Annotated in this window: 8 protein-coding genes; 7 read left to right on the top strand and 1 reads right to left on the bottom strand. The window is 65.2% G+C overall.

From position 1 onward, the window contains the following. Nucleotides 1–24 precede the first annotated feature (24 nt). The 4 genes from QRM60_RS11005 to QRM60_RS10990 all read left to right on the top strand — a co-directional run bounded on the left by QRM60_RS11005 (nucleotide 25) and on the right by QRM60_RS10990 (nucleotide 8,413). Complete coding sequence (locus tag QRM60_RS11005) at nucleotides 25–2,406, top strand: TonB-dependent receptor (RefSeq protein WP_285446215.1); 2,382 nt, start codon at nucleotides 25–27, stop codon at nucleotides 2,404–2,406. 186 nt (nucleotides 2,407–2,592) lie between these two features. Then, nucleotides 2,593–3,018: a VOC family protein gene (locus QRM60_RS11000; protein ID WP_192886128.1), complete on the top strand. Its 426-nt coding sequence runs from the start codon at nucleotides 2,593–2,595 to the stop codon at nucleotides 3,016–3,018. A 275-nt stretch (nucleotides 3,019–3,293) separates the two neighbouring features. Further along, complete coding sequence (locus QRM60_RS10995) at nucleotides 3,294–5,681, top strand: TonB-dependent receptor (protein WP_115577496.1); 2,388 nt, start codon at nucleotides 3,294–3,296, stop codon at nucleotides 5,679–5,681. A 332-nt stretch (nucleotides 5,682–6,013) separates the two neighbouring features. Then, nucleotides 6,014–8,413, top strand: coding sequence for a TonB-dependent receptor (locus QRM60_RS10990; protein WP_285446214.1), 2,400 nt, complete (start codon nucleotides 6,014–6,016; stop codon nucleotides 8,411–8,413). Between the two features lie 228 nt (nucleotides 8,414–8,641). On the opposite strand, the gene QRM60_RS10985 is transcribed toward QRM60_RS10990, so the two are convergent. Next, entirely contained in the window at nucleotides 8,642–9,835 is a 1,194-nt protein-coding gene (locus QRM60_RS10985; RefSeq protein ID WP_285446213.1) for a cytochrome P450, read from the bottom strand. Nucleotides 9,836–10,870: 1,035 nt separating this feature from the next. On the opposite strand from QRM60_RS10985, the gene ybaL reads away from it, so the two are divergent. From ybaL to QRM60_RS10970, 3 genes are all read left to right on the top strand, one after another. Next, nucleotides 10,871–12,568 (top strand): YbaL family putative K(+) efflux transporter, encoded by a 1,698-nt coding sequence (gene ybaL / locus QRM60_RS10980; RefSeq protein WP_014508649.1) that lies wholly within the window; start codon nucleotides 10,871–10,873, stop codon nucleotides 12,566–12,568. A gap of 192 nt (nucleotides 12,569–12,760) precedes the next feature. Continuing rightward, nucleotides 12,761–13,522 (top strand): aldolase/citrate lyase family protein, encoded by a 762-nt coding sequence (locus QRM60_RS10975; protein ID WP_228443323.1) that lies wholly within the window; start codon nucleotides 12,761–12,763, stop codon nucleotides 13,520–13,522. After that, nucleotides 13,523–15,652, top strand: coding sequence for a TonB-dependent siderophore receptor (locus QRM60_RS10970; protein WP_285446212.1), 2,130 nt, complete (start codon nucleotides 13,523–13,525; stop codon nucleotides 15,650–15,652). Nucleotides 15,653–15,693: the final 41 nt, after the last annotated feature.

The raw sequence follows: 15,693 nt of genomic DNA, 5'->3' as shown, positions 1-15,693 counted from the left end.
CAGGGCCCTCGTTTTGGAGTTGTCATGAATACCCCGCTGTCCACGCTTGCGACCGCCATCGTCGCCGCGCTGCTTGCCTCCCCCGCCCTCGCCCAGAACGCCCCGGCGGCCACCGCCAACACCCTGGACACGGTCATCGTCACCGGTACCCGCGTGTCCGACCGCACCGTGGCCGAGTCGCAATCGCCCATCGACATCATCAGCGCCGAGTCGCTGCAGGCCACCGGCACCTCCGAGCTGGCCACCGCGCTGGCGCGTGCGCTGCCCTCGCTGAACTTCCCACGCCCGGCGTTGAGCGATGGCACCAGCGCGATCCGCCCTGCGCAGCTGCGCGGGCTCTCGCCCGACCAGGTGCTGGTGCTGGTCAATGGCAAGCGCCGCCACACCTCGTCGCTGCTCAACCTCAACGGCACCATCGGCCGCGGCGCCGCGGCAGTGGATCTGAACACCATTCCGGTCGCGGCCATCGCACGCGTGGAAGTGCTGCGTGACGGCGCGTCGGCGCAATACGGCTCCGACGCCATCGCCGGCGTGGTCAACATCGTGCTCAAGGGCGCGGAAACGGGCGGCAGCCTGCAGGCCGGGTTCGGCCAGTATTCGGCCGGCGACGGCAGCAACTACGAGTTGTCCGGCGACACCGGCGTGGCCTATGGCGGCGACCGCGGCTGGCTGCACGTGGCCGCCCAGCTCAACCAGCAGGACCCGACCGACCGCGCCCGCGCCTACGCCGGCGCACCCAGCGCCTCGCAGCCCGCCGTTGGCCAGAAGGCCTTCAAGATCGGCGACCCCGACGTCAACGCACAGGCGGTGTCGGCCAACACCGAATTCAACTTCAGCGACAGCATCACCGGCTACGCATTCGCCACCGCGAGCAACCGCGACATCACCTCGTTCGCGTTCTACCGCGCGCCGGGTAGCACCACGCAGAACATCCTGTCGATCTATCCGCAGGGCTTCCTGCCTGAAATCCAGACCTACGCCAAGGACCGCTCGCTGGTCGCCGGCGTGCGCGGCTCCACCGCCAGCGGCTGGGACTGGGATGCCAGCTACAACTACGGCTACAACAAGATCGATTTCCACACCCGCAACACGCTCAACGTGAGCCTTGGGCCGACCTCGCCCACGTCGTTCTATGACGGCGCGCTGGAAACCACGCAAAACATCGTCAACCTCGACGTCAAGCGCGGGTTCGATTGGGGCCTGGCGTATCCGGTGACGGTGGCGTTCGGCGCCGAATACCGCAACGAGAAGTGGAACCAGTCGCCGGGCGAAGTCGGCTCATATTTCCAGAGCGGCACGCTGGCCGGTGGCGCGCAGGGCTTCGGTGGGTTTGCACCGAGTGTGTCCGGGCAGTACTCGCGCGACAGCTACGCGCTGTATGCCGACATCGAAGCCGACTTCACCGACAAGTTCTCCGCCGGCCTGGCCGGGCGCTACGAGGACTACAGCGATTTCGGCAGCCAGGCATCGGGCAAGTTGTCGGCGCGCTATGCGTTCACCGACAAGGTCGCCTTGCGCGGCACGGTGTCTTCGGGCTTCCGCGCACCGTCGCTGGCGCAGCAGTATTTCCAGTCCACCAGCACCACCTTCCTGGCCGGCAATCCGAACCCGTTCGAGATCCGCACCTTCCCGGCCGACAGCACGGTGGCACGCGCGCTCGGCGCCGAGCCGCTGGATGCGGAGACCTCGCTCTCGTACAGCCTGGGCCTGGTGTTGCAGCCGACCGACGCGCTGTACGTCACCGTGGATGCGTACCAGATCGATGTGGACGACCGCATCGTGCTGTCCTCCAACCTCACCGGTACCGGCGTGCGTTCGCTGCTGGAATCGCAAGGCATCTTCGGCATCAACGGCGGCCGTTACTTCACCAATGCGGTGGACACGCGCACCCGCGGCGTCGACGTGGTGGGCAGCTACCGCTGGCAGCTCGCCGCCAGCAGCATCGACCTGACCGCCGGCTACAACTATTCGGAAACCGAAGTGCGCAGCGTGGCCGCCAACCCGGCTGCACTGTCAGCCAACGGGTTGAGCCTGGAGCGTATCGACCGCACCGAACGTGGCCGCATCGAAGAAGGCTTCCCGCGCGACAAGTTCCTGATCAACGGCAGCTGGAATCTGGAGCACTGGACACTGGCGTTGGGTGCCACGCGTTACGGCGAATACACCACGCGCCCGGCCGCGGCGATCAACGATCAGACCTTCGGCGCCAAGTGGGTGGTGGATGCCTCGGCCAGCTACAAGATCGACCGCTGGACGCTCACCCTGGGTGCGGACAACCTGCTGGACGAGTACCCGGACGAGAACAACTTCGCCAACTCCACCAGCGGGCAATTCCCGTACAGCAATCTGTCGCCGTTCGGTTTCAACGGTGCCTACGTGTACGGCCGCATCAACTACCGCTGGTAAGCACTGTCACACTGCAAGTCCACACGCCCCGGCCTGCCCGGGGCGTGTGCGTTTTGGGCCGCTGGCGGCTACTCCCTGCGGCTTTGTTTGCGGCATGGCGTTGCTGCCGGAGGCCTCAACGCCGGGTGAAGGGTTTCCCGCCTCGGCAGTGCTATCACGTGCGCTCCTGTCATGTGGAGCGCTCCGATGGAAACAGCACAGTTGTCGCGTGGACGCTTGATCGATCACCTGCACCTGGTGGTGCAGGACCTGCAGGCAAGCCGGCGCTTTTACGGTGCGGTGCTCGATGTCCTGGGCGTGCCTTTGGGCGGCGAAGGCGAGGGATTCTTCTGGGCCGACGAGCTGTTCGTGTCCGATCGCCACACCGTTGCCCAGGGCGAACTCACCGGCCGCCATCACCTGGCCTTCCAGGCACACGATGTGGCGATGGTGCACGCCTTCCATGCCGCCGCACTCGCACACGGTGGCCGTGACAACGGCGCGCCGGGCGTGCGCCCGTATCACCCAAGTTATTACGCCGCGTTTGTGCTCGACCCGGATGGCAACAACATCGAAGCGGTCTTCCATGGTCCTGCGCGACGCAGTGCGGAGGCGGTGCAAATCACTTACTGATGCCGAAGTTTCATAACTGGTATTCATTTTCCAACATGGTGCAAACCAGGCCGCACCACTGCAGGCGTGGTGCAAGCAACGCATCACTTTGGTGCACGATGACAACGATGGCAGTAGCACGTCATTGATGACAGTTACTTGCGCAACGTAACCAAAATTTGACATGTGGTTACGCGTGGTTAATGGTTGGGAACGCACCGCAGCTGCCGCAACGGACGCGGCCCGGGAAGGGGGCCCCTGCGATGCATCCGTTCCCCACTCGGAGTTGTCACCGCATGAATTGCAAGACCAGTCCACTCGCTGTTGCCGTTGTTCTTGCACTCTCGTTTTCCGCTTCACCTGCCGTCGCACAGTCGCAGGCGCCTACCCAGAAGACCCTCGACACGCTGATCGTGACCGGTACGCGCGTGGCCGATCGCACCGTGGCCGAATCGGCCTCGCCGATCGACATCATTTCGCCGCAGGCACTGGAATCCACCGGCACCACCGAGCTGGCCACCGCGCTGTCGCGCGCGATCCCCTCGCTGAATTTCCCCCGCCCGGCCATCTCCGATGGTTCGGATGCAGTGCGCCCTGCGCAGCTGCGCGGCCTGTCGCCCGATCAGGTGCTGGTGCTGGTCAACGGCAAGCGCTATCACAGCACCGCGCTGATCAACCTCAATGACACCCAGGGGCGCGGCTCCTCGCCCGCCGACCTCAACACCATTCCGATCGCCGCCGTGGAGCGCATCGAAGTGCTGCGCGATGGCGCATCGGCGCAGTACGGCTCGGATGCGATTGCCGGCGTGATCAACATCGTGCTCAAGGGCAGCGGCGAAGGCGGCAGCGTCAATGGCCGCTACGGCAAGTACAGCGCCGGCGACGGCGAGCAGTATCAGTTGTCCGGCGATGCCGGCTTCAGCTTTGCCGGTACCGGCAAGGTGCACCTGGCCGCGCAGGCCGGGCATTCGGATCAGACCAACCGCGCGCTGCCGTTCCAGGGCCGCGTGGAGCAGCGCTACGGCGATCCCGAGATCGACCAGGGCGCGGTGTCGTTCAACGGCGAATACAGCCCCACCGATTACCTGACCTTCTACTCGTTCGGCATGGTCAGCCGGCGCGAAGTGCTCTCCAACGGCTACTTCCGCTTTGCCGGCGACAACCGCAACCGCCCGGAAATTTACCCGGACGGCTTCCTGCCGCAGATCTACAACGTCAGCAAGGACGTCTCGTGGGTGGGCGGTTTGAAGACCTCCACCGAAGGCGGCTTGAACATCGATCTGAGCTACAACTACGGCCAGAACAACCTCACCTTCGATGTGCGCAACAGCTTGAACAACAGCTTAGGGCTGACAAGCCCCACCGACTTCCATGCCGGTACGCTGGAAGTCACCCAGAACGTGCTCAACGCCGACTTCACCAAGACGCTCGACTGGGGTCTGGCCTACCCGGTCACGCTGGCCTTCGGTGCGGAATGGCGCGGCGAGAAGTTCAACCAGTCGCCCGGTGATGCGGCGTCTTCGGCCAATGGCGGCATTCCCTCGGCCAACGGCGCGCTGATTCCCGGTGCGCAGGTATTCCCCGGCTTCAAACTCTCCGATGCCGGCTACTACAACCGCAACAGCCACTCGGCCTATGTGGACCTAGAAGCGGATCTCACCGAGAAGCTGTCGGCCGGCCTGGCCGGGCGCTATGAGAAGTACAGCGACTTCGGCGACACCGCCACCGGCAAGCTGTCGCTGCGCTACGCGTTCACCGACAAGGTGGCGCTGCGTGCCACCGCCTCCACCGGCTTCCGCGCACCGTCGCTGCAGCAGCAGAATTTCCAGTCGATTGCCACGCAGTTCCTCAACGTGGCGCAGCCCAATGGCGGCGTGTCGGCGATTCCGTTCGAGATCGGCACCTTCCGTACCGACAACCCGGCCGCCATCGCGCTCGGTGCCGAACCGCTCAAGGCCGAAGAGTCCAAGAACTACGGCCTGGGCGTGGTGTTGCAGCCGGTGGAGAATCTCTACATCACCGTCGATGCGTACCGCATCGACATCGATGACCGCATCGTGCTGTCGGAGAACCTCACCTCCATCGCAGCGCGCAACTACCTGCAGGCCAATGGCTTCCCGGGGATCGGCGGCGGGCGCTACTTCACCAATGCGGTGGACACCAAGACACAGGGCGTGGACGCGGTCGGCACCTATCGCTGGAACCTGGACAGCGGCAGCTTGGAGCTGACCACCGGCTACAACTACAACAAGACCGAGGTCGAACAGATCGCGGCCAATCCGCCCGCGCTGGAAGCCATCGATCCGGGCGCGGTGCGCATCGGCCGTGCAGAGCTCGGCCGCATCACCGAAGGCACGCCGCGCGACAAGTTCTTCCTGGGCGGCACCTGGTCGCCGGGCAACTGGTCGTTCACCGGCACCGCCACGCGTTGGGGCGAATTCACCACCTTCGGCACCAACGCCGGCAGCGACCAGACCTATGCCGCGAAGTGGACGCTGGACCTGGCCGCCTCCTACAAGCTCGGCAGCTGGAACTTCACCGTCGGTGGCGACAACGTGCTCAACGAATATCCGGACCGTCAGGAAGCCGGCCTGGGCACGCGGACCTACCTGCCCTACAGCAGCGCCTCGCCGTTCGGTTTCAACGGCGCCTTGGTGTACGCCAACGTGAACTACAAGTGGTAAGTCACTAGGACAACCGGCAACGCCTCCTCGCGGTGGCGTTGCCGGTGCTCCATTGCGGTATCCGCCCCGGCGCCTCGGGCAACGACGCGCCGGGGTTATCCCTCATTCGGTGCATTGATCGGCCTGCAGCCGCGCCCTTTCCCGGCGCGGCCACTGCGGCAACCAGTACACCTGCATTGACTGCACCTGCCCCACGCAAGGACGAACGGCGCCATCGCTGCGGTTGCAGTGCAACTGCCCGCCGCTGTCGCGCTCCTGCATGCCGCATGGCCGTGCGTTTGCTGCTCCATCCATTTCCCCCTGCTTCCCTTTCCTCCTGAGCGCCTCATCCCATGCACACGTCCACGTCTCTTTCGATTGCGGTTTCCATCGCGCTGGCCGCCAGCGCGTTCGCCGGTACCGCGCAGGCACAGCAGCCGCCCCCACAGAAAACCCTCGACACCTTGATCGTCACCGGCACGCGCGTGAGCGACCGCACCGTGGCCGAATCCGAATCGCCGATCGACATCATCACCGAGCAGTCGTTGCAGGCCACCGGTGCGACCGATATCGCCACCGCGCTCGGCAAGCTGCTGCCGTCCTTGAACTTCCCGCGCCCGGCCATTTCCGACGGTAACGATGCCGCGCGCCCGGCCACGCTGCGCGGCCTGTCGCCGGATGCGGTGCTGGTGCTGGTGGATGGCAAGCGCTATCACACCTCTGCGCTGATCAACTACAACCCGTATGTCGGGCGCGGCTCGGCGCCGGCCGACCTCAACTCGCTGCCGATGTCGGCGGTGGCGCGCATCGAAGTGCTGCGTGATGGCGCCTCGGCGCAATACGGCTCCGATGCGATCGCCGGCGTGGTCAACATCGTGCTCAAGCACGGTGCCAGGACCGGCGACAACAGCGTGTCGGTCAACGGTGGTTTCATGGACAAGGGCGACGGCGAGCAGAACGGCATCGACGGCTCGGTCGGCATGGGCTTCGGCGGCACCGGCGGCGATACCACGCCGGGCTGGGTGCGGCTGTCGTGGAACTACCAGAACACCATGAGCACCAACCGCGGCGAAAACACCAACCGCGCCACCACCGTGCCCGGCACGCCCAACCCCGGTGGCGTGCCGTACCAGCGCCACGGCGACCCGAAGTCCACGTTCTACCAGGGCCTGGCCGCGTTCGGCTACGAGTTCTCGCCAAACCTGGAACTGTACGGCCACTTCAGTGCCAGCCGCCGCGAGGTGACCTCCAACGGCTATTACCGCGCCGCCGACAACCCCGCGCGCAATGTTCCTTCGATCTACCCGAACGGCTTCCTGCCGCAGATCTACAACCCGGTCAACGACCGCTCGGCAGTGCTCGGCATCAAGGGCAGCACCGAGAGCGAGTGGAACTGGGATCTGTCGGCGTCATACGGCAAGAACGACATGAGCTTCAACATCCTCAACAGCATCAACACCAACCTGTTCTATACCACCGGTGCATCGCCGACCAACTTCAACTCCGGCGGCTTTGAAACCCAGCAGGGCACGGTGAATCTGGACATCAGCCGCGCCTTCGACTGGGGCCTGGCGTACCCGGTCAATGTCGCTTTCGGCGCCGAGCATCGCCAGGACCGCTACCGCATCACCGCCGGCTCGCCGGACTCGTATTTCTTCGATCCAAACACCATCAATCCGGCCGATGGCGCGCCCTACCCCGGCGGCGCGCAGGTGTTCTCCGGGCTGGAGCCGTCGGTGGCGGGCAAGTTCGGCAGGCATAGCAACGCGGTCTACGCCAACCTGGAAGCCAACCTCACCGAGAAGCTCTCCGGCGGTATCGCCGGGCGCTATGAAAACTATAGCGATGCCGGCGCCACGCGTTCGGGCAAGCTGTCGGCGCGTTATGCCTTCACCGACACGTTCTCGCTGCGCGGCACGATCTCGAATGGCTTCCGCGCGCCGTCGCTGGCCCAGCAGAACTACGCCTCGGTGGTGACGCTGATCCAGAACGGCGAGCTGGTGCAGGTGGGCACCTACCGCACCTCCGACCCGGTGGCACTGGCGCTGGGCGCACGCCCGCTGAGCCCGGAAAAATCCAGCAACTACGGCCTGGGCGGTGTCTGGCAGCCAACTTCCAACTTCACCTCCAGCCTGGACGTGTACCAGATCCGCATCTGGGACCAGATTCTGTATTCGGACCAGTTGCAATTGGCGCAGCCGATCGGCCAGGTGGCCGCGGTGCAGTTCTTCGTCAACGGTGCCACCAGCCGCACGCGCGGCGTGGACTGGGTCAACAGCTACATCGCCGATCTGGGCGAGCTGGGCCAGCTGACCCTGGGTGCCAGCGCCAACTACAACAAGACCACCATCCTGGAGTTGTCCAACCCCAACTTCGGCCGCGCCAGCCAGGGCCTGCTCACCGATGCCACGCCGCGCACCAAGTACATGGCCTCGGCGGATTGGGCGATCGGTGGATTCACGCTCAACGGCAACGCGACGCGTTACGGCTCCATCAAACGCATCAGCGACCCGGTCGACGGCAGCCAGGACCAGACCTATGACGCACGCTGGATCCTGAACCTGTCCGCCAGCCAGACCTGGAACGCCTTCACCTTCACCGTGGGCGCGGACAACCTCACCAACCAGTACCCGACCAAGGCGCAGCTGACCACCGCCTACGACGACCGTGCCGGCGGCCTGCAGTATTCCTCGCTGTCCCCGTTCGGCTTCAACGGCCGTTACTGGTATGGCCGGGTGACTTACCGGTTCTGATCGAGCTCGCAGACCGAAAAGGGCCTGCGCGCGGTGTGCATGCGCAACGCGCGCTAGGTCTTAGCGACTCAAGACGCCTGCGTTGATCGCGATGGCGACCAACGCATGCATGCATGCAACAGGCATCACTGCTAACGCTGTGGTGCCTGTTTTATTTTCGAGCCTGCATGCACATGCATGCGCAGCAGGTGCTGCACGCCGCAGCGCAGGCCCTGCAGCAATGCTGCGTCACCAGGACGCCAGTAGCGCATCCACTCCGCGCAGGTTGGCGCGATCGTTCCAGTGCAGCGCATCGAGCTGCTCCAGGCGCAAGGCCGGCAGCTGCGTGAGCAACGCGGTAAGCGCAGCTTCCATCTCGATCAAGGCGAGCCGGTTGCCCAGGCAATGGTGGATGCCGCCACCGAATGACAGCGCACGCCCCTGCTGGCGCATCAGGTCCAGCGACTGCGGCGCACTGAACTGCCGCGTATCGTGGTTGGCCGCACCCAGCATCAGATACAGCATGGTGCCGGCGTGCAGCTGCACGCCATCGAGTTCAAAGTCCTGCAGCACCGTGCGCACCGCCATCTGCACCGAGCTGTCGTAGCGCATACATTCGAGCACCGCATTGGGCATCAATGCCGGAGTGTTGCGCAGCAACGCCAACTGCTCGGGATGTTGGTGCAAGGCAATCAGCGCATTGCAGATCATGTTGGAGGTGGTTTCGTGGCCGGCGAAGAACAGCAGGATCACGTTGAAGACGATCTCATCGGTACTCAGGCGGCGGCCGTTGTCTTCGGCATGGATGAAGCGCGAGATCAGGTCCTCGCCCTGGCTGCCGCGGCGATCCTCGATGACCGCACGAAAATAGACGTCCAGCTGGTTGTAAGCCGCAGCGGTGGTTTCCAGTTCTTCGGCGGTCATGATCGCGTCGAAGACCTTGCCCAGCGCGCTGGTCGCCTGGCCCACACCGGTGGCATCGGCAGGATCGATACCCAGCATGCGGCAGATGATCGCAACCGGGAGCGGAAAGGCGAAATCCTTGAGCAGATCACCGCGACCATTTGCACGAAATTGCGCGATCAACTCCGCTGCACTGTCGGTGGCCACCTCGCGCATGCGCTCCATCTGCCGCGCGGTGAAGGCCTGGGTCATCAGCCCACGCAACTGTGTATGTGCCGGTGGATTGAGCAGCAGGAACATGCGGCTCATGCCCTGGAACAACGGCAGCTCCACCGCCGCCTCGCCATAGCGCAGGCGGATGCTTTCCAGATAATCACGGCCCATGTGGCGGTCGCTGAGCAGGCGGTCGACCACCGCGTAGTGACCGGTCATCAGCCGGTGCGGAGCGACCTCCACCAGTGGCCCCGCAGCGCGCAAACGTGCGTAAGTGGGGTACGGGTCCTGCCGAAAAGCCGGTGTTGCAAAGTCGCTGAGCTGCATAGGGGTTCCGTGCAATGCCTGCCTTTCGCGGTTGCGAGGGCGGTATGGCGCGTGTGCGGCCAGGCGCCGCACACATCGACCGCGCCCAGTGTTGCGTGCTCATCGGCGCGTGCCCTGCCGCAGCGCGAAGCGGTGTCCGGAAAGTCGAGGAGATTGGAGCGTTGAGGTGCGCCACGTGCAGGAGGTGGCTACTCGGCGGTCACCTGCTATTGGGAGAGGTCGCCGGCGCAGCGGCTACTGCGTGGCGCGACGATGGGCGCTATGTCTGCTCCGCTGGCAACCAGCCCACGCGGTGTCGATCGCGGTCTTCGCCGGTGTTGCGGCGTGCAGGCAAGCAGGCTCTTGCGTTGCGCGATGTGCTGCCGCCGTGCGTGGCGCAGCTGTTGTTCGTGGAGCGGACAAGCCGGGAAGGCTACGTGGGCTCGCTAGCATCGCGGTGTGTGTGTTGACGCTGCGCCGCGGCAACGGTGCTCCACGTGCACTAAAGCGGAGCTGCGGGGCTCGCTGATGCGGAATCTCCCCCACAGGTAACGCGCCAACTGCAACTGTCCCGGACTGCGACTGCGCTGAACTACGAATGCAGCTACAACCGCAGAGCGAGGCCCAACGCGCCGAGCAAGCGATGCCCACGATTACTACTACCGGCCTACGCGATTCCCGCTTCGCCGCTGCCTCATCGCATCACGGTGGGTGAACAGCCCAGGCTGCGCCACACGCACGCAAGCAGTGCCGAGTGCCCGCGCCGGCATCTGCATCTGCGCGCATCAGCACGCCACGATGACCACGCGATGCGTGCACTAGCTGCTTGCCGCCGCACACGCCGCCAGCAGCCACGCAAAGACCTCCACGCGTGTCGCATCGCGTTAATCGAGCGCTGTGTACTATTGGCGTCCGGCCAACCGGACCGCCCCGCGGTCCTGTTCCCCTCGCGCCGGACTCCAGCAAACAGGTTGCATGCCCGCAGGCGATGCCCGGCGCAGTGCCGTTGGCTGGCTGCAACTCGCCGTCTCCCGGACACTCTCACAACGGATTGGAATGCATCACGACACCAGCCTCATCGACATCATTGCCGTCGGCCTCGCGGTCGCCTTCGTGCTGGGCACGCTCGCACAAAAGGTCAAGCTCTCGCCGCTGGTTGGCTATTTATTGGCCGGCGTGTGCGTCGGGCCATTTACGCCGGGCTTCGTGGCCGACCAGACCATGGCCAACCAGCTCTCCGAGCTGGGCGTGATGCTGCTGATGTTCGGTGTGGGCCTGCACTTCTCGCTCGACGACCTGATGGAAGTGAAGTGGATCGCGGTGCCCGGTGCGCTGGCGCAGATCGTGGTGGCCACACTGCTGGGTTGGGCGTTGGCATGGAGCATGGGCTGGCCGCTGATGCAGGGGCTGGTGTTCGGCCTGGCCTTGTCGGTGGCGAGCACCGTGGTCCTGCTGCGTGCGCTGGAAGAACGCCGCCTGCTGGAAACCCAGCGCGGCCGGATCGCAGTGGGCTGGTTGATTGTCGAAGACCTGGTGATGGTGATCGCGTTGGTGCTGCTGCCGGCGCTCGCCAATGTGCTCGGCGGCAGCGCCGGCGCTGCCGAACATGCCGGCGAGTCCACATCGCTACTGGCCGCACTGGGCTGGACGCTGCTGAAGATGGTGGCCTTCGTCGCGGTGATGCTGGTGGTTGGGCGCCGGGTGATCCCATGGTCGCTGGAAAAAGTTGCCGCCACCGGCTCGCGCGAATTATTCACCCTGGCCGTGCTCGGCATTGCGCTGGGCGTGGCGTTCGGGTCGGCGAAGTTGTTCGGCGTGTCGTTCGCGCTGGGGGCGTTCTTCGCCGGCATGTTGCTCAAGGAGTCCGAGCTCAGCCATAAGGCGGCCAGCGATTCGCTGCCGCTGCGCGATGCATTCGCGGTGCTGTTCTTCGTATCGGTGGGCATGTTGTTCGACCCGATGATCCTGATCGCCCATCCCTGGCAGGTGCTGGCCACCTTCCTGACCGTGACCGTTGGCAAGTCGCTGGCGGCGTTCGTGATCGTGCGCGCTTTCGGCCACCCCACCGGCACCGCGCTCACCATTTCCACCAGCCTGGCGCAGATCGGCGAATTTTCTTTCATCCTGGCCGGGCTCGGCGTGCAGTTGGCGATCCTGCCTGAAACCGGGCGCGACCTGATCCTGGCTGGCGCCTTGCTGTCGATCGTGGCCAACCCGTTCCTGTTCTCGTGGTTGGACCGTTGGCAGGCCAAGCAGGCCCAAGACGCCCCGGCGACGGTGGAGCCGGAACTGCCGCCCGGCCCGCCGCTGCAACTGGACGGCCACGCCATCGTGATCGGCTATGGCCGCGTAGGCAGCGCGCTGGCGCAACTGCTGCGCAGCCGCGGCGTGCCGGTACTGGTGATCGACGACAACGGCGACCACGTGGCCAAGGCGCACGCGGCCGGCATCCCGGGCATCCGTGGCAGCGCCGCGGCCGACCGCGTGCTGGCCGAAGCACGCCCGGAGCAGGCCAAGATTGCGATCCTGGCCATCCCGCAGCCGTTGGAAGCCGGCGAAGCGCTGGCCAAACTGCGCGCACTCAACCCGTCACTGACCTTGCTGGCCCGCGCGCACAGCGATGCAGAAGTGAAGCACCTGCTCGAACACGGCGCCGACGGCGCAGTATTGGCCGAACGCGAGCTGGCGTACTCGCTGGCCGAGATGGTGATGTCCACCCCGCCGTATCGCGCATTGCGTGTGCCCGCGTCGTAATTGGCGACAACACGTCGCCTTTCAAAAAGACGCCCGCCAACACGCACTGTAGGCGGGCGTTTTGCCGTGCGAGTTCCAATGCGCCGCCATGCGGAAATGCGACTCGCGACCCAGAAAAACGCCCTTCAACACACTTGATAATCATTCCCATCAAGCGCAGGATGAGCGCCCGTTCTCTTGGCGGACTCATCCATGTCACTGCATGTGGGCGTTCTGAATGCACTGCCGAGCGTGCAGCTATGCGAACTGCTGGGCCGCATCGGCTACGGGTTTGTGGTGCTGGACCTGGAACACGTGCTGCGCGCGCCAGACGAACTGGAACACGCCATCCGCGCCTGCGAGTTGTCCGGTTGTGAGGCCTGGGTGCGGGTGCCGGAGGTGGACGAGAAACTGATCGGCCGCGTGCTGGATGCAGGTGCACGTGGCATCGTGATTCCGCGCGCCGAATCGGCTGCGCAGATCGCTGAGGCGATTGCCGCGGCACGCTTTCCGCCGCTGGGCCGGCGCGGCATCACCGGCGGCCGCGTCACCGGCTTCGGCAACGTCGATCTGCCCACCTATATCGCGCAGGCCAACCGCGACATCCGCATCGTGCCGATGATCGAAAGCGCGGCCGGCATTGCGGCGTTGCCGCAGATTCTGGCCGTGCCCGGCGTGGCGCTGGTGATGGAAGGCGCGCTCGATCTTGCGCTGGATCTGGGCCTTGGGCCGCAGCCCACGCATCCACAGGTGTGGGCCTTGCTGCTGCAAATGGACGCGCAATGCCGCAGCGCTGCGGTGCCGTTCTGCCCCAACCCACGTACCGACGCGCAACGCACGCACTGGCTGCAGCAACCGGATCTGCGCTGGCTGCTTGCCGGCGAAGACCGTGCCCTGATCCAACGCGCATTTCGCGCCCAGTTGACCACCTTTGCCGCACCCCTTTCATCACCCGCCTGCAGGAGCACGCCGTAGATGCCGACGTTCCGTTTCCACGCCCTGGCCATTGCCATCGCCGCCACCACCTTGAGCGCTGCACCGCTGGCGCAGGCCGGCGAGACCGACGGCACTGCGGTTGAGACCGACACTTCGATTCGCGCGCTCGATGCGGTGCAGGTGCAAGGCAGCCTGCTGGGCCGCTCCAAGCCCGAAGACGTGCAGCGCTACGCCGGCAGCCGCCAGGTGATCGACCGCGAACAACTGCGCAACGGCGGCAATCGCTCATTGGACGATGCCCTGCAGCGCGTGCCCGGCATCAAGATCTTCGACGAAACCGGCACCGGCGCCCTGCCGCAAATCATGCTGCGCGGCCTGTACGAAAGCCGCAGCGGGCGCGTGCAGGTGCTGGAAGACGGCATTCCGCTCGCACTGGCGCCGTACGGGCAAACCAGCCTGTCGCTGTTCCCGGTGGGCTTGAACCAGATCGACCGCATCGACATCGTGCGCGGCGGCGCGGCCGTGCAATACGGGCCCAACAATGTGGGCGGCGTGATCAACCTGGTCAGCAAGGAGATTCCCAGCGACTGGACCACCACCCTGGCGCACAAGATCACCGCCGGTGGCCAGGGCCAGTTCCTGCAGGACAGCGCGCTGAGCAGCGGTGGCTACGTCACCGACAACGTTGGCCTGCAGGTGGATGCCAACCGCACCTACGGCGAGTACTGGCGCACGCACAGCGACACCGACATCAGCAACCTGCGCGTGCGTGCGGAGTGGTGGATCGACGACACCAAGCTACTCAAGGCCAGCGTGCAGCGGTATCTGGTGGACATGGATCTGGCCGGCGCGCTGAGCCCGGACGATTACCGCCGCGATCCACGCCAATCCACTCGGCCGCTGGACAGTTTCAACGGCCGCACTACGCGCGCGTCGTTGAGCTACGAGCAGGTGTTTGGCGACTGGGGCCCGCTGCAGGACGTGCGGCTGTCATGGACCAACTTCAGCGCGCGCAGCAGCCGCAACTTCATTGTCGGCATGCGCCAGGCTGCCACCGAAACCTGGCGTTCGGATCTGCCACCGCAACTGCGCCAGACGGCGCCGCGTGATTTTCGTGTGGTCGGCAGTGAGCCGCGCCTGACCTGGCGCATGGGCGATGCCGGCGGCGTGCAGCAACAATGGACCGCCGGCGTGCGCGCGGTGCATGAAGACATCGATTTTCTGGTCGGCAATCTGCGCCTGCGCGATGGCCTGTTCACCAGCGTGCGCGATTGGCAGTTCGAAGACCGTGCGTTGGCGGCCTATGTCAGCAACGCGATCACGCTGCCGGATGCACGCCTGACCATCACCCCGGGCCTGCGCTACGAGCGACTGGATTCGCGCTATTTCAACCGCACCACCGGCGTGAGTACGCTCAACCAGACCCGCGATGTGCTGCCGGGCCTGACGGTTGGCTTCCAGGCCAACGACCAGTGGTTCGTGTATGCGGACGGGCAACGCTCGATGCGTGCGCCGCAGGTGACCCAGATCATCTTCGGCAACAATCTGGACGCGGAGCTGGCCTGGAATTACGAGCTCGGTACACGCTATCAACCCAATGAGCGCACCCGCATCCAGGTGGGCGCCTACCTCATTGATTTCGATCAGCAGATCCAGTTGGACAACACCACGCGGGTGTTCCGCAACCTCGGCAAGACACGCCATCAAGGTGGCGAGCTGGAACTGCAATGGAGCCCGGAGCAACTGCGTGCGCTGACCCTCAACGCCGGCTACGCGTATCTGGATGCACGGCAGGAATCGGGTGCGTTCGATGGCCTGCGTGTGCCTTACACCTCGCGTAACCAGATCACGCTGGGCGGCACCTACGCGCTCGGTCATACCACTGTCGCGCTGTCGAGTTACTACTTCAGCAAGGCCTATAGCGATGCCGCCAACACGGTGCAGGAAAATGCCATTGCCTCGGTTGGCGAACTGCCGTCGTACTGGGTGTGGAATACGCAAGTGAGCCACACCTTGCTGGAACGCGGCGGGCAGAAGCTGAGTGCGTCGTTGGCGATCAACAACGTGTTCGACCGGCAGTACTGGTTCCGCGGCGTGGATACCAGCCCCTGGGGCCGCCAGGCTGCGCCCGGGCGCACCGTGACTGCAGGACTCGAATACACGTTCTGAGTTGCGCCACGCGGCAGCCGCATCACGCTGCCGCACTACCG

Origin of the sequence: Xanthomonas sp. fls2-241-TYG-148 (genome assembly GCF_030208815.1) — a bacterium.
In the GTDB taxonomy this organism is placed as follows: domain Bacteria; phylum Pseudomonadota; class Gammaproteobacteria; order Xanthomonadales; family Xanthomonadaceae; genus Xanthomonas; species Xanthomonas campestris.
The sequence above is the reverse complement of the archived record's forward strand: the minus strand, read 5'-3'. Positions and strand labels throughout refer to the sequence as shown.

Coding starts and splice junctions, on each gene's coding strand:
- QRM60_RS10990 (WP_285446214.1), top strand. CDS start 6,014: ATGCACACGTCCACGTCTCTTTCGATTGCGGTTTCCATCGCGCTGGCC.
- QRM60_RS10995 (WP_115577496.1), top strand. CDS start 3,294: ATGAATTGCAAGACCAGTCCACTCGCTGTTGCCGTTGTTCTTGCACTC.
- QRM60_RS10970 (WP_285446212.1), top strand. CDS start 13,523: ATGCCGACGTTCCGTTTCCACGCCCTGGCCATTGCCATCGCCGCCACC.
- QRM60_RS10985 (WP_285446213.1), bottom strand. CDS start 9,835: ATGCAGCTCAGCGACTTTGCAACACCGGCTTTTCGGCAGGACCCGTAC.
- QRM60_RS10975 (WP_228443323.1), top strand. CDS start 12,761: ATGTCACTGCATGTGGGCGTTCTGAATGCACTGCCGAGCGTGCAGCTA.
- QRM60_RS11000 (WP_192886128.1), top strand. CDS start 2,593: ATGGAAACAGCACAGTTGTCGCGTGGACGCTTGATCGATCACCTGCAC.
- ybaL (WP_014508649.1), top strand. CDS start 10,871: ATGCATCACGACACCAGCCTCATCGACATCATTGCCGTCGGCCTCGCG.
- QRM60_RS11005 (WP_285446215.1), top strand. CDS start 25: ATGAATACCCCGCTGTCCACGCTTGCGACCGCCATCGTCGCCGCGCTG.